This window comes from Paenibacillus alvei DSM 29, assembly GCF_000293805.1.
Lineage (GTDB): Bacteria > Bacillota > Bacilli > Paenibacillales > Paenibacillaceae > Paenibacillus_B > Paenibacillus_B alvei.
On record NZ_AMBZ01000002.1, the window covers coordinates 219985 to 236181 of the forward strand.

General features: G+C 48.2%; 13 protein-coding genes and 1 pseudogene. All 14 read right to left on the minus strand.

Features of this window, described 5'->3' with window-relative positions:
- Positions 1–10 precede the first annotated feature (10 nt).
- The 14 genes and pseudogenes from csaB to PAV_RS07490 all read right to left on the minus strand — a co-directional run bounded on the left by csaB (position 11) and on the right by PAV_RS07490 (position 16095).
- Entirely contained in the window at positions 11–1201 is a 1191-nt protein-coding gene (gene csaB / locus PAV_RS07425; RefSeq protein WP_005544779.1) for a polysaccharide pyruvyl transferase CsaB, read from the minus strand.
- Entirely contained in the window at positions 1177–3183 is a 2007-nt protein-coding gene (locus tag PAV_RS07430) for a DUF5693 family protein (protein ID WP_005544781.1), read from the minus strand. Before PAV_RS07430 ends, csaB begins: the two co-directional genes overlap by 25 nt.
- A 192-nt stretch (positions 3184–3375) precedes the next feature.
- Positions 3376–3807 (minus strand): 3-hydroxyacyl-ACP dehydratase FabZ, encoded by a 432-nt coding sequence (gene fabZ, locus PAV_RS07435; protein ID WP_005544783.1) that lies wholly within the window; start codon positions 3805–3807, stop codon positions 3376–3378.
- A gap of 282 nt (positions 3808–4089) precedes the next feature.
- Positions 4090–4629 carry a CDP-alcohol phosphatidyltransferase family protein gene (locus tag PAV_RS07440; RefSeq protein WP_005544785.1) on the minus strand — a complete coding sequence of 180 codons (540 nt, stop codon included), beginning with the start codon at positions 4627–4629 and terminating at the stop codon, positions 4090–4092.
- Between the two features lie 185 nt (positions 4630–4814).
- Positions 4815–5276: a DNA-directed RNA polymerase subunit beta gene (locus PAV_RS07445; RefSeq protein ID WP_005544787.1), complete on the minus strand. Its 462-nt coding sequence runs from the start codon at positions 5274–5276 to the stop codon at positions 4815–4817.
- A 17-nt stretch (positions 5277–5293) separates the two neighbouring features.
- Entirely contained in the window at positions 5294–6118 is an 825-nt protein-coding gene (locus PAV_RS07450) for a flagellar hook-basal body protein (RefSeq protein ID WP_005544788.1), read from the minus strand.
- A gap of 23 nt (positions 6119–6141) precedes the next feature.
- The gene (locus PAV_RS07455) at positions 6142–7023 is read right to left on the minus strand and encodes a flagellar hook-basal body protein (RefSeq protein WP_005544790.1); all 882 of its coding nucleotides are present in this window, start codon (positions 7021–7023) and stop codon (positions 6142–6144) included.
- Between the two features lie 45 nt (positions 7024–7068).
- On the minus strand, positions 7069–8067 hold the full coding sequence (gene mreB, locus PAV_RS07460) for a rod shape-determining protein (protein WP_005544792.1): 999 nt from the start codon (positions 8065–8067) through the stop codon (positions 7069–7071).
- 168 nt (positions 8068–8235) lie between these two features.
- A pseudogene (spoIIID, locus tag PAV_RS07465) lies at positions 8236–8522 on the minus strand (sporulation transcriptional regulator SpoIIID).
- A gap of 354 nt (positions 8523–8876) precedes the next feature.
- Positions 8877–9575, minus strand: coding sequence for a peptidoglycan DD-metalloendopeptidase family protein (locus PAV_RS07470; protein ID WP_157266733.1), 699 nt, complete (start codon positions 9573–9575; stop codon positions 8877–8879).
- A 259-nt stretch (positions 9576–9834) separates the two neighbouring features.
- Entirely contained in the window at positions 9835–11010 is a 1176-nt protein-coding gene (gene spoIID / locus PAV_RS07475; protein WP_005544796.1) for a stage II sporulation protein D, read from the minus strand.
- 304 nt (positions 11011–11314) lie between these two features.
- Positions 11315–12643, minus strand: a complete 1329-nt coding sequence (gene murA / locus PAV_RS07480) for a UDP-N-acetylglucosamine 1-carboxyvinyltransferase (protein ID WP_193372987.1) — start codon at positions 12641–12643, stop codon at positions 11315–11317.
- 296 nt (positions 12644–12939) lie between these two features.
- Entirely contained in the window at positions 12940–13200 is a 261-nt protein-coding gene (locus PAV_RS07485; protein WP_005544798.1) for a DUF1146 family protein, read from the minus strand.
- A gap of 12 nt (positions 13201–13212) precedes the next feature.
- Positions 13213–16095, minus strand: coding sequence for a S8 family serine peptidase (locus tag PAV_RS07490; protein ID WP_005544799.1), 2883 nt, complete (start codon positions 16093–16095; stop codon positions 13213–13215).
- Between the last annotated feature and the right edge of the window lie 102 nt (positions 16096–16197).

Consider the following 16197-nt stretch of genomic DNA (forward strand, 5'->3'; position numbering starts at 1 on the left):
ACAAACCACCTTACGCCTTATGACGCAGCCACTTCACAATTTGTTGCGCTGGCTGTTCTGCTTCTTGCTTCAATACAGTTATTGCTTCCTTATGATCCTTACGCCAGCCATCTACATTATCGAGCAACTCACACATATAGGATGCAGCTCGAACCGCATCCAGCTTAGCTGTCGTCCCAATCGCCTTTTCATGGAGACGATGCAAAAACTGATCAATCTTCGGATCATAAGAAATCCCTGCAAGCGGCACCTCTTGGGAGGCCGCATAAATGAGGGAATGCAATCGCATTCCAACCAGCACCCGGCATTGACTTACTTCCCGCAGCATCGTTTGAGGGTGCTCAAGCGGAGCGCATAAGCTCATCACCGAGCCAGCCTCTGTAGCATTTGCAGATTGGCCGCCGCACAATCCATCTGCCTCCGGCACCATAGTCTCCAGCTTCTTCATGACATAACGGGAAGCTTCTTCATCACTTGCGCCGTGGAAAGGCAAGAACCGAAGATGGACATTCTGCATTTGACTTAACTGAAGCAGCATATCGACAATCGAATCCATATCAGAGCGATCCTGATTCCAAAACCGGAGGGACACGCCCACATAAGGTCGTCCTGCCTCATCAAATCCTTTTCCGTCATCAAGTTCGGATTTCTCACCTTGAGATGCCGGCAACCGAAGACCCATCACTGGATCAGGTACGACGTGGATATTATCTTGCCCTATTCCCATTCGCATTAACAGTTCTGCAGACTCACGATCACGTACCGAAACATACGCTGCACGGCTAAATACATGGCGAATGTACGGATAGAAGGACTCGCGATTGACAGGCCCAACTCCTTGCGAATAAATGAATGTCGGCTTGCGGAACCACTGTGCAAGTTTCAATACGCCCAAGTAATAAGGAATCGTCTTTGAACTGGTGGCATCCTGAAGCAGGCTGCCACCGCCGCTAATCAAGGCATCGCTGCTGCGAATCGCACCGAGCAGGGCCCCGGGCTTCATTCGATGAACAGCTTGTACCCCATATAACCGAGATGTCGTTTCTGGATCACCCGATAATACAACTGGCTCGATTGCCGTGCCGGCTTCGTTACCAGCGCGTTCCAAGGCAGTCAAAATTGACAATAGAACCGCCTCGTCACCACTATTATTGAATCCGTAATATCCGGAAAGTACTATTCTTGTAGCTTTGGACGCCATGCATCCCAACACCTTTCAATGATAGTCCACACGAAAATGCCAATGATTCCGATAACGAGCCCCAGACCAAGTCCAAGAAGCGTACGAATCAACGAAATCATGACTGGCGTATGGATATGCGCGAATGTATCTACCATAGACAATTGGCCGATAACCGCAATGATGAACGCATACAAAGCAATCCGATAACGGTAAGCTGCAAATGCTGCAACCAAGAATAAAGGATGCGCCATCAAAAATTCTTTATTTCGAGGTCGAACCCCTAACGTATTCTCAAGCAGAGAGCGGAACGATTTTTCAAAGGAAGAAACAGTTCCCGCATTCCCCGTACGGGATAGGTAGTACAACCCCACTACGCCCGCGACGCCTGCCGCAATGACCCACAACACCGTAATCGGCATTTTGAGCCAGCGATTGGCTTCCTTCACTACGGAATCTCCACGGTAGAGGAAGATATACAAAGCAGTAAGGCCAATTGGAACGAAGTGCAGCAAGCTGACTCCGCGGAATTGATTCAATACAAGACTGTACGAAATATTGTTAAGCAATGCAATCACGAATGGGATAGCCATCAACGACAATAACGTCGTACGTAAGAACAGACCAACCGATTTGCTGAATCGTACCTTAAAGTTGACGATCGAAGGGCTCATATCTACTCTCCGAACGGCAAGCACCATAGCGATCGTCGGCGCGCTTATGGCAACCATAAGTGCAAGCAATTGCTCAAACAAGGCAGGTTTCAACACATACATTCCTGCGCTTCCGATTAAGCCTAGCACGAAAGCTGGAAGCATGACATACGGTACAAAATAAGAGATCATCAGCGCGATCAACGCTACACTGCCAATAACGACAATGATTTTCGCAATTTTCTGCCAGGAAGCATCGTAAACCGTAAATGGCTCCGCAGTGCCCAATGTAAATCCATTCTTTTCAATCGATGCAACTGCATCCCCAGGTGCCTTCAAGGTGTGAATCAAATTATCTATCGAAGTCACAATTTCAGACTTCTTTACATCTTTCTTAACAGCCGAGTTTAAATAAATCATACGAATATTGCGATCCTTCGTCGCAAGTGAGAAACGATCAGCCAACACATCAATATCATTGAACGATTCCTGATCATTAATCGAATGCAAACGTACCACATTATATTTCGTCAAATAAGCCAGCTTGTTCATGCCCTGCTGCGGCTTTTTCAAGCCTTCAATGGCAGCAATCCCAATGTTGTGCTTATTCAACAGATCAGCAAATCCCGCCAAACTATTTTTCTCTGGATCATCATTAAAGCCTTTAACCGCATCCCCATCGAACAAAATGCGAGTCACACCTAAAGAATTATAATATTGCAGCAGTTCATCCATTTGCTCCTGAACATACTCCGAGCTGTCGGACAAACGCGGCATAATGGCAAATCCTTTATCCACCAGCATCTGAATCGTGATTGGATCCTGCGGCATCGATTTCATCACTGCGGATTCAACTGGAGTTTCCAAAATCAATCCATTGCGTCCCTCGAACTGCCACGCACGAACCTCTACACCCAAACGAAGAAAAGTCTTCTCAATCATCGGAGAAAGCTTCTGTTCATTCTCAGCTGATGTGAACAAAAGATATGTATAATTCTCATTTAATGGCGGGAGCTTCTTTTGCAAAGTTGCCGCATCGTTGGAATTATAAATCAACACTTTGCGTGCTGACTTCAAGTCCGACAAATTACTCTCGAACAGCGCCATCGTGTGCACGCCAGCATCTTTTAGCCGTCCCAACTGCTCATCGATAAACTCATTTGGCTTAGCCATTAGCCCAGACATATCAACCAAATTACGATAATTGAATACAATTTCAACCTTGTTCGCCGACTGCTCTGTCTGTACCCGCTGCACGGCTACTGGAATAGCGGCTACTAATCCGACAATAGCTACGAGCCATAGCCATTTTTTCATATGTCGGTTCCATTTCTCTACCTGTTGAAACACTTGTTTCCCTCCTTAAGCCATTCCGAATACGTTGTACGCGAGTCACCGCAATATTGTGGCATGCTTCGATTGTTCGATGAGTTCCGAGTCTATTCGACACGGCCGACACGCATCTGATCATCAGCTGCAGTTATCCTTAGAATAACCGAACTGCGCTTCATTCATTGCAACAAAACCCGCGTAATTTGTATTCTATTCTCGATCCGACAATGCAAACATCAATTCACCTTCAGCTACGACCTTATCTCCTACCTTTGCTGTTGCCTGTCCTTTCCCAATCGTACCCTTCAATCGTGTGATTTCTACTGTTAGTGTCAGTGTGTCACCCGGCACGACTTGACCACGAAAACGGAAATTATCAATTCCAGCAAAAAAGGCAAGCTTCCCTTGATTCTGCTCCATTTTCAACATAGCAACCGCACCTACCTGTGCAAGCGCTTCAACAATCAGAACTCCCGGCATAACCGGATAACCTGGAAAGTGGCCTGCAAAATGCGGTTCGTTCATCGTTACATTCTTAATTCCGACGGCACGTTTACCTTCTTCTACTTCAAGAATGCGATCAACGAGCAGGAATGGATAACGATGCGGAATAATTTCCTGAATTTGTTCAATGGATAACATGGTGACTTACTCCTCTCTTCCTATACGTATATTACGGCAGCTATACGTCAATAACTAAGATCATCCTTCATGACTGCAGGCTTGAAGGTTGAGATAAGGGGCTCCTCTTACAGCTATTGCTGTCAGAGGGGCTCTCTTCTTAAAATCAGAATGCACAACTTCTATCAATGTCATTCTGCTGCAACATAAGTTGCCCTCCTTACATGACGCCATAGCACATCATAACAAGCCGTAGCCAATGTAAAGATTTTCAACCCTTCACAGTCAACAAACCTATTCCCCTCACAAACGATTTGAGATCTCATTTTCGACTTCTATCTTGCGATTAATTCGAATAAACAAGAGCGCGTACATAAACGATGTGATAAATGAAAATAGGATTACCGCCCATAACAGTTGGACTGCATAATTCCATTGGAAGTAGACGAACAGAATCGCGATATAATAGAAGACTGTCGTCAATTTCCCCATCCAATTAGCTGGAACTGTTTTCTTTCCTTTAAAATGAAATAAAGCTGAGCACGCAATCATTCCTGCATCACGAATCAGCATCGCTACCGCAGCCGTCCAGGGCATATCTCCAGACCACAGCAAAGAAAACATGACGGTCAACATCATTAGCTTATCTGCCAATGGATCCAGCATCATGCCGATATTTGTTACTAAATTATACTTGCGTGCGATATACCCGTCCATAATATCAGTCAGTCCGGCCAGCAGCCAGACACCGAATGCAGCGTACCGCTCACCGATGAAGAACAAAGCCATATAAACGGGGATGAGAACGAATCGAAACATCGTTAACATATTCGGTAAATTCAACCTCAAAACCCCCAGTTCCCCCCATTTTCAATGTTCCTCCAACTCATTATACATGCCCCAAAACAAAAATGAAACTTTATAGCCTGGTACAGGAGGTCAAAAGCCCCTCAAGAAATAATCGATCACTGCCTTCTTCTTTTCCTTCGCCTTACGCACAAAAAAATCCCCACAAAGTGGGGATTCCCTTAACCGAACACAAGTTGGAACAAATGTGTCCATGTATTGACGTTCAGTGCATCTGCAACAGAACCCTTGCCTAGCACGACAAATCCGGCTACCATTCCGCCGAACGTAGCTAGCACGCATAATAGTGGGACAATGGCCAGTCGAAAAATCCACTTGCCTGCCTTAGAATGGCGAACCGGTTCCTGCTTAGGTTCCGGCTCTTGCTCAGAGGCTGTCTGAGCAGCCTCCTTGCCCTTGCGCAGACGCTGCTTGCGCCGCTCTTCGAATACAGGCTGCTGAGCAGGCTTGCCAGCTACCGGCAACTCTAAATGATCGTCGGTTTCGGTCTTCACCTTCGTCTCCCCGTCCTCGTGTTCGGAGCTGGAATGAGGACGATGCAGACGCGCTAACGATATATCCTGTTGCAGCGGCTCATACTCATAATCGAGCAGCTTCTTGTTTTTCTCTTCTTGGTCACTCATTATCTCACCCGCTTCGTTTACGCGCGAAGGTTATTCGCCAGCCCCCACATCGCGTCTCCGGAAGTCAATGCACGAGCGGACATCTGATACGCACGCTGCGCTTGAATTAAATCGTTCATCTCATCGATCAGCGATACATTCGATTGCTCAATCATACCTTGTCGAACGTGAACAGTTTGATTTTCCGTCAGATCAAGATCCTCAACGACTGCATTTCGGTTCATGTTAGGGGCCATTACGTAATAATTGTTCTCTGTCTGTGTCAGGAGCTCTGGGCTGATTGGCTTCACAACCTTCAGCGTAGCAATCGGATTTGGAATCGCCACTATGCCATTCTTCGTCACGAATACTTGCCCCTTGTCATTCACCTGTATCTCTTGATCCGGAGCAATTCGAATCTCTGCACCGTCTTTATCTAATACCTTATCGCCTTGGGCCGTTACCAGCACCTTTTCATTCGAAGCCGGATCTATCGTATAATGGAAGGCTCCTTCTCGTATCCAAGCAGACTGGCCATTCGTCAGTCCGATCTCGAATAGCGCATTGCCTTCAAGCGCAAAGTCAGTGCTCACACCCGTCTGCTTTAGTGAACCTTGTGAGAAATCACGGCCCATTGCAGTCAATCGTGCCCCGTAGCCAAGCGTGTATCCCATTGGAGTTGCTCTTCCTGGCTGACGGTAATCTTTATCATGTTGTCTTACATTTGTAAGTACATCGGCAAATGTAGCGGACTTGCGCTTATAACCATTTGTATTCAAATTCGCCATATTGTCTGCGACGATATCCAGCTTACGCTGAATGCCATTCATGGACGTAGCTGCAGAAATCATAGACTGGTTCATATCGTTCCTCCTATTCTAAGCGCTTAGACGCGCCCTACCTCATTGACCGTCTTGTCCAGCGTCTTATCATAGAATTGTACGACTTTCTGATTCGCCTCATAGGCACGGAAGGCCGTCATCATGTCCGCCATCGATTGGGTCGGATCTACATTGGAACGTTCTAGATAACCTTGCTGTACTTGCACCTGCTTCTGATCTTCCGCTGTCCATGCGATCGCGGTTGCTTGGCCAGCGCCCGCTGCATCTAGGCGGAAACGCCCATTACCTGTTCGAATCAACATATTCGGGTTCTCAATGCGAGAAACGAGCAGATCTGCTCCCACTATCGGAGTTCCTGTATGTACATTGTACATTCTCCCTGCATCATTAACCTTTACATCATCCAGAGATACAATGGCTGGCAATACAATAGGCGCCTGATTCCGGTTCAACACAAGCGCTCCGTCTGCCGTCGTCAGCTCATGACGCTCGTTTAATCGAAAATGGCCATCCCGCGTAAAACGCACCTCGTTGCCTTCCCGCACTGTAAAGAAGGCTTCTGGCTTATACACAACATTGCCTTGCCCATCTCTTCCTTTGCCTGAAGCGTCAAAAGCAACGCCCGGAACACTTAAATCTGTAAGCAGCGCAAAATCACCGGATTGGTTCGTCTGCATCAGATCCCCTTGATTGAACAGCATGCGGCTCTCTTCCGCAAAAACACCGGTATTCAAACGGCCAATGGTTCGTCCTGATCCTTGATCGCCACCCATTAAGGACAGCATCATTTCAGGAAATGAATGTACAGCTCCTGTTACCGACTTGTATCCAGGAGTATTGATATTGGTCATATTATTCGTAACCGTATCATGTCTCCGCTGCTGGGTCATCATGCCCGATGCAGCCGTATATAACCCTCTAATCATGTCGCTTCCTCCCGATCTATCAAAGCATATACTTTGTATATCGGATTACACGAATGATTTCTTAACGACCTTATCCAAATTGTCCAGCATAATTCCTGTACCCTTCACGACACAATGCATCGGATCTTCGGCTATAAGCACTGGTACCTTCAGTTCATCTGCCATTAGCTCGTCCAATCCGTCAAGAAGTGCTCCGCCGCCAGTCAAAATGACGCCGCGATCGATAATATCCGCCGACAGTTCCGGCGGTGTCCGTTCCAATACCGATTTCGCAGCCGCGATAATCGACGAGATTGGATCCCACAAGGCTTCACGAACTTCATCGGATGTGATTGTAACCGTGTATGGAAGGCCAGATACCATGTCACGCCCACGAATATCCATTTCCCGTTGTCCACCTTCGCGCACCGTTCCGATGTTGATCTTAATATCTTCAGATGTACGCTCCCCAATCAACAACTTATACTTAGACTTAATATATTTCATGATGGAGCTGTCGAACTTGTCCCCAGCAATTTTAATAGAAGAGGCGGTAACGATGTCTCCCATGGACAATACCGCCACGTCTGTCGTTCCGCCGCCGATGTCAACAACCATATTGCCGCTTGGTTGGAAAATATCCATCCCTGCGCCAATTGCCGCCGCCTTCGGTTCTTCTTCCAAGAAAACATCCTTGGCACCGCTCTTCTCAGCCGCTTCACGAATTGCCTTCTGTTCAACAGAAGTAATGTTCGTCGGCGCGCAAATTAGAATTCGTGGATGCGAGTACCATTTGCGACCGCCGACTCGTGAAATAAAGTGCTTCAGCATTGCTTCCGTTACCTCGAAGTCAGCAATGACTCCGTCTCTAAGCGGGCGTATAGGGACAATATTACCTGGTGTCCGTCCAACCATTCTATGGGCTTCTTCACCCACGGCGAGGACTCGCTTTGAATCGCTTTCGATTGCTACAACCGAAGGCTCGTTCAAGACGACCCCCTTCCCCTTGACATGGATGAGAACGTTCGCCGTTCCCAAGTCGATTCCAATATCCTTGCTAAGCATAAGTTCGAGAGCCTCCACATTCATTTTTCATGTCCAAATCGAGAAATTACGACCGTTTTCTGCAAAATATTTACTCATCGTTTACCATATCATACTTTCTCTGCTACGTTCAATGACAGATTGGAAGGCAGCTCACATTTTAAAAAGTTATTGGAATGGGGTGGGGAGTTAGGATTTACCGGCCGTCATGACCTCACGTTTTTTGAAGTGGTTTTCTTATATTTTATCTTCGTTGCTTCCCCACCACGCAAGTGACGAACGGACTTATGATATTCGAGAATGTGCTTCACCTGATCAGCCAAATCGGGATTGATCTCAGGCAGCCGTTCGGTCAAATCTTTGTGCACCGTGCTTTTGGACACGCCGAACTCTTTGGCGATAGTACGAACCGTATGCTTCGTTTCGACGATGCAGCGGCCGATTTTGATGGTCCGTTCTTTGATGTAGTCGTGCACGTTCCCGCCTCCCTACTCGGTTTAATTGGTACATTATATGAGGGGGTCGCACACTTATGCGTTATAACCAAGCCTGACAAGCTTGGCTTAGCCAATATTTTTGCCAAGACTGACAGTGGACAAGATGGATAACGGAATCACCTATCCGAAGAAAAGGCAGGAAAAAAGCTTAGTCAAAGCGGTATTTCTGATGCTTTCAAAAATGTGAACGATATGGTTCATATCCAAATTCAAACGAGCAAAAAATTTTTTTCGAAAAGCGATCATTTCTAATGCGATTTCCTCACCAACCAAAAATAAAAACGGGCGAATGTCTTAAAGACATTCGCCCGTGTTATTACCAGTTCAACCGTATTAGTTTTTAACCAGAACCGATGTCGGGTTGACTGGCTTGTTCTCATTGTACACTTCAAAGTGCACATGAACGCCTAGTTCCTTCTCCAGTTCGCTGCGGCCTGCAGAGGCGAGCGCGTCACCCTTCTTCACGGTATCGCCAAGCTTCACTTTCACATCAGCCAAGCTTTGATAGACCGTCTTCATACCATTGCCATGATCCAGCTCTACGACAAATCCATTCGTTGAATGCTGCTCGGCACGTGTTACTTTACCGCTCATAGCTGCCAGCACATCAAATGTCTGCTTGTCCTTGCGTGCCAAGTCGATACCTACATTCGGCGTAAACGTTTGCTTGTACTGCACCATTGCTGCGGCCTGTTCTTCCTTGGAAGCCTTCTCGTCATAGTACGGCATAACGACATCTACATCCCCAGCGTTCGCCACCGGCCAACCGAGTGTTTCGTTTGTTGCCACAACTTCGACTGCTTCTTCCTTGGCTCCTGTTGCCGTTCCTGCTGTTGTGTTGCTTTGCTTCATCGTCTGCTCTGCTTGCGTCGCATCCTTGTTTGGGTCGAGCGGTTTGTGGTTCAAGTCTTGATAGACCCAGACTAGAGTTAGGATAATTGCTGCTGCGGCCATGTACAAAGCGGGGAATACCCATTTCTTCGACAACAGCTTTCTCCATGAGGATGTGTGAACCGCTTGCGTCCCATGCATTGATTTGGAGGCTTCAGACGGATTTGCTGTGCTTGTCGTAGATGTATTCATCGTTGTTTTGTTTTTTGAGTTTTGATTTTGGTTTTGTTCACTCATTTGTGATCACCTCAGTAACCATTGTTACCGAGGCTAGTACTTTTATACGTAGAAATGCTAATTTTTAAGATATGAAGCTAGCAGGGTCAGATAGCCAGTCTCTATCTCTTCCGCAAAGACCTTGTACAGCCGCTGCCCAGCGGAAAATCCCTGTCGTACCAGCTCATCCTTTCGTTCGATCCGCTGCTAACTTCGAAGCTTTGTCCAGCTTCACATCTTTATAATAGTAGGTTACAATTTGCTCGGCTGTCGCGCCTTCCTTGGCCATCCCCTGCGCCCCATACTGGCTCATGCCTACGCCATGCCCGAATCCATATGTGGTAATGACCAACTTGTCATTGTCTACACTCCAATCGAATGCGCTTGATCGCAGTCCAAGCTTCTCTCGAATCTCTCGTCCTGTAAAATGTTCTGATCCAATCTGAACCTGACGCACCCGCTTGCCAACCGTTCGAGATACAATGCGAAGCTGATTCCCAATCCCTTGAATGGAAGCTGTCTTGCCAGTTGTTCCACCATCTGATTTCAGCTTCAATGCTTGTGCCGATACCCCAAGCTCTGACAGCAGGTTATTCATTTGAAAAGTAGTGCGTTCCGCATATTTCGGAGCGACCCGCTCGTCCCAAGGACTCGGCACACTTTTTAAGTATGGGATCGGGCTCCCCCAGTAATCCTCTGCATTTTCGGTATATCCATTGCTTGTCGAGAAAAAGGCAGCCATAATCGGTTTACCCTCATACGTAATAATGAGATCCTTCGTCTCTTCCACGGCGCGGCTCAGCTTCGCCGCGGCATCCTTCGGTAGCCGCTTCATCTCCGCGAGCGGTTTGTAAGCCTGATGGGCGACGGTGTTTGTCACGTCGGCCCCCTCTGGTGTGCCGCTTGCATCCTTCGCCAGCAAGCGGCGCATGATGTACGTGCGGGCGGCTATCGCTTGCGCCTTGAGCGCTTCGAGCTCAAAGCTGCTCGGCATCTCTGCCGCCAGGACGCCGCGCACGTACTGCTCCAGCGCGATGCTCTCAATTTGGCGCGTGCCGCTCAGGTACACGCGCACCATGGGCTGCGCCGCCGCTATGCCTGGCGACTCCTTTTGCGCCTGCGGCGCCGTGCGCTCGCTGCGCACGCTCGTGTCCTTCTCCTGCTGGTGCTCTTGCACCAGCAGGAGCGGCACGAGCAGCGCGAGCGCGATAAGCGCGCCAGCCCATAGGGCGGTGCGCGCTAGCAGCGGCAGGGGGCGCCTGCGCATGCCCCATCGCCCCCTGCCGCGAAAGCCCAGGCGCGGCTTCAGCCAGCGGGCGAGCCGTCGCGCCTGCGCGTTCAACATCGGCTGCATTGCCATCCGACTCTCTCCTCCTCTCCCACGGAAGAACCCTCTCTTCATTTCTAGCATTTCACAAATAGAGCAGAGTCAATCCTCTTTCTTCTACCCTATGCTTTTTTGAGAGAGGACAGAACCGGATAACCATTTATCTATCGTTTGCATTTAGAAAGGATCCCAGACTTTAGAATTATGTATCCTATATGCAAAAAAGCCTCCTCTTTATGAGGCGGCTTTTTGTCTAGTCGGTACACCATTTGTATCGATGCTATTGTCTATATATAATCCAGATGGAGGCTCCTTCTCTAGCCTTCTCGACATAGGCTTACGCCCAAGTTGGCTGAGTTTGGAAAACACCTTCTACCTTCTCTTCTTTCGTTTCTTGTGGCTTTTCCGTCATATTCACACGATAGATGTCCGCTCCAAGCGCAGACAATTTCTCCGCCAAGTGCACATAACCGCGATCAATATGATGAACGCCCCCAACTTCTGTCGTGCCTTCTGCAATCAAGCCTGCACAGATCAGCGCTGCACCAGCACGTAGGTCAGTTGCCGTTACCTTAGCACCTTTCAGCTTCGCTGGTCCTGTTACCACAGAAGTACGTCCTTCAACCTTAATATTGGCATTCATCAGGTTGAACTCATCCACATGCATGAAGCGGTTTTCGAATACCGTTTCCGTAACAACAGATGTTCCTTCCGCTGCAAGCAGCAATGCCATCATCTGCGACTGCATGTCTGTTGGAAATCCAGGGTATGGAAGCGTCTTGACATCTACAGCCTTCAGCGGCTGTTCCGCGCGTACGCGAATGCCATTCTCATCCGGCTCGATTGTAATGCCCATCTCTTCCATCTTCGCAATAACGGGGCCAAGGTGATCCGCAATTGCACCTTCCACATACACATCTCCGCCTGTCATCGCAGCAGCAACCATATAAGTTCCCGCTTCGACGCGATCAGGGATTACTGTATGCTCAGCACCTTGCAGATGATCCACACCTTCAATGCGAATAACGCCTGTTCCTGCTCCGCGAACGACTGCTCCCATCTTGTTCAGATAGTTCGCCAAGTCGACGATTTCCGGCTCACGAGCTGCATTTTCAATAATTGTCGTACCTTCGGCCAATGTAGCCGCCATCATAATATTTTCCGTCGCACCGACACTCGCAACATCCAAGTAAATCTTAGCGCCCTTCAGTCGGCCGTCCACTTTCGCTTCAATATATCCTTGTCCGAGACCAATAACCGCACCCATGGCTTCAAAGCCTTTCAAATGCTGATCGATCGGACGAGTTCCAATAGCGCATCCGCCAGGCAAAGAAATACGCGCCTGTCCTGCGCGAGCCAGCAACGGGCCCATGACGAGGAACGATGCTCGCATCTTACGCACCAACTCATATGGAGCTTCATAGGAATGAAGGTTCTCCGCATTCACATGAATAGTTTCGTTGGAATATGTAAGGCTTGCACCTAATTTTTCCAGTACATTGTGTATCGTTTTCACATCGTCAAGTGGAGGTGCATCGCAAATAACGCTAACGCCTTTTTCTCCCAGTAACGAAGCAGCGATGATCGGAAGCACAGAATTCTTCGCGCCACTAACACGCACTGTACCCATCAATCGGTTGCCTCCGCGGACGATAAATTTGCTCATCATGTTTCCCTCCGCGCTTTATTTCGCCCCATTATCCATATTTCTGTAAAAAATGGTACGTTCTTTTGATTTCCAAACTACATCATACCACTGCATCACAGCTATGGACAAGCGATATTTTTCGATAGACCCTTCCACATTTTCCTTGGGGCTATCATCCAGTGTTGACATCTTCATTCGATGTTATTCGACAAGTGCTTAAACCCTTGTCGGACGGGGCCTCATCATGTAAACATTACGGTTTCAACCCCGTCGGTGTACCGCCGTCCATTTCCTCTTAACCATTCCTGAATGATTCAAAACAAAAAACGTAATGATTGTGTCCAACTCCAATAATCGACAAAAAAATGAGCCACTGCTCGGCCGACTATAATGGCTAATAGTAAATGAACCATTTTGCCTTGTGGGCTTTGCGGGTGCCGAATGAACAAATCAATTTTTACGTTTTGCAGTGCCCACCATGCAAGTGCAATGCACAGCAATGTAATTATCATTTGAACAGCACCGCTCCAACCTACAGACGAGGTGACCTGTGTCCATGTTTCATTTCCGCCCACTTTAACCCCTCCTTACGTTTTCTTGTCCATGGCAACGAGGAGCATCGCTGCAAACTCAGCCCGTGTCGCTTCGCGATTTGGCTCGAACGTATTCCCTTTATAACCGCGAACATATCCCTTGCGTTTCATCTCAGCCAGCATAGGAGCTGCCCAATGCCCTACAGAGACATCTGCAAATGGAGGAGCACTAATCACCCCTGCCTTGAGGTGCAAGGCATTCCCTATCATCACCGCCATCTCTGAGCGTTTCACCTTTTGATCCGGTGCAAAGCGCTGGCCGCCGACGCCTCCAGCAATGCCTGCACTCGTAACCCGCGAAACTGCTGAATAAGCCCAATGCTTTGAAGTCACGTCCTTAAAAGATGGCGACTGCTTCCCCTTAGAGCTGAGCTTGAACGCATTTGCCATGATCGAAGCCGCCTCCGCTCGTGTGATAGGACGATCCGGTCCAAACTCCGCTTCAGGATAGCCGTTAATCCAGCCTGCCTTGACTGCACGAACGATCGAATCCTTAGCCCAATGTTGACCAATATCACGGAAGCCAGCTACTAGCGGCTCAGCCTTTACAGACAAGGAATAGAATTGCGTATCAAACTTATCACTGGTCGTCAATCGTACGTAGTACGTACTTGGTTCTAACTGAGTGCCTATCTCGAGAGAGGTCTCACCCAATCGATTGCGTGCGGAGGCAATCACCTTCTGTTCCCTTGAAAGAACAGACATTGTCACCACACGGTTAGAAGGTACATTCACTACCCGGAAACGGCCGTACGTCTGCTCCTTCACATTCCATTGGAACCAATCAACATCAGTATCCTCATGAAAGACCCCTTTATATTCCGTTCCTTCACTCATGGTGATTGCCTCATACACCTTATCATTCGGTTCATTTGAATCCGTAAATTGCGTCACATAATCGATATGCAGCTTATATTCTCCTGCTACGGCTTCCGGTCGTGCGGTTACCGCATTCTGTACCAAAATATAATACTTGCCCGCAGGTAAATCAGGAAGAACAACCGACTCAGCCTGACCTTCTTTCTGTTCATCTACCCAGCGTGTATCCATATGCGAGCCACGAATCTCCATTGCTGGATCAATACGAACAGTGTCCGTATCCAGTTTCAACCGAAGTGTTGCCTTCGTCGGCAGTTGAATCGAGTACCAATCGAAGTCAGATGCATGACTGAATGTGCCTACAATATCCTGTGTCCGAGCAGGAAGTGCAAAGGCTTGAAACTGCTTATCATTCGGCTCGAACGGATCCTCATAAATAAGGAAACGTGACGATAATTTGTATGCGACCGCAGCACCCGCATCCTCTGCGTAAAATCGGAAGACATTCTTTCCCTTCTTCACGGGAACAGCTAGCGGCTTATTGCTAGAGTAGCTATAAGCCTTACCTGTACGGTTATTGCCAGCAAAATGTGTAATTCCGATTTTACTTGATCCTTGAATTCGCTGCAGATTCAGCTCTAGAGTTCCATCATAGGGAGCATCAACAACGAACCAATTATCCTTCTTCTTTCCGTTTATTTCTGCCGCCAGTGAAGTGTCTATCGGGAACACTCTCGCCTTTTCGCGACTCGTATTCGTTCCGAATGGATCTTGCTCTATTGGCGTTAATAAGGCTTGGTCTGCACGAAGCATTCCATAGCCGCTAAGCTCGTCCCAGCCTTTCGCCTCGATATCCTTCGCTGTTTTCCGCAAATGCTGGCGAATTTGATATGGTTTCAGCTCAGGGTATTGGCTCCACAGCAATGCCGCTACTCCTGCCACTTGAGGAGCAGCCATCGAGGTTCCTTCTTCAGCAGCATAGCCCCCGCCTAATGCGGTCGTAAACACATGCCACGGCGCAACAAGATCTACCTCCGGACCAGTGTTTGAACGCGGCTCCACCCGCTGGTGATTGTTATTGCCGCCGATGGCGAGCACCGTAGGATAAGCGGCTGGATATTTAACCGCAATTTTCTCTCCATAGCGAGTACCGTCGTTACCAGTAGCTGCAATGAGCAGAACCCCCTTCTGCTCAGCATAATTCACAATTTCCTCCATGTATTTCGAGTAGCGATAGAGTCCGACTGACATGACCACGATTTTGGCGCCATGATCAACAGCATATAAAATCCCGGCCCCTAATTTATCCTCATCGCCATATCCCCTAGCATCGAGTGCTTTGATCGGCATTATTTTAGCTGACCATACAATTCCGGTTGTACCTTTACTATTATTGCCGATAGCCGCAATAACCCCGGCAACACTGGTGCCATGACCGTTATCATCTTGAGGTATGCCCGAATCCAGCAGGTTAATCCCCTTCACTAAGTTTGGCTTCAAATCCGGGTGGTTAAAGTCGACCCCCGTGTCGACAAGCGCAATTGTCGTAGACAGATTGCTCCGTGTCCGTCCCCACGCCGCTTCGATCCCTATCTGCTGCAAATAATGCTGCTGGCTATATAAGGTATCATTCGGCTTTACAACTGACTGCAGCGTATGAACCGTGTGATTCGGTTCGATGTATTCAATATCATTCGATCGCTTCGCATCGCGCAGCCAAGCATCCGGCTGCTCTGATTCCTTAGGACGAACGACCATGATCCCTACTGATTTCTGCTCTGACTCCACAATACTACGACGCAAAATTGCGTCATCCTGTGATCCTTGCTTCCACTTCATAATCCATGAGACGGCTTTCTCGTCACGCTGTTCATTGATGACAAGATTCGCAGTTGGTACAAGTGCCGCAGCTTCCCAACTGTGCTGTGCTGCCTCATTCAATCCACTTACCTCGTACATCGGCGAGATCGCTTGACGCATGCCTGACGATTCTAGCAGCAGCATGCTGGAAAGTACTATGATGGTGCCGGTCACGACGACGCGAGGCAATCGTTTCATAATGAATCCCATCCTCTTCTTGTTCCGAAGGCCTGTGCTAGAGGTTTATGAACGTACGATTCACTGGAAGAAAGAAAATTGGAATCATTCCGCGATCATATC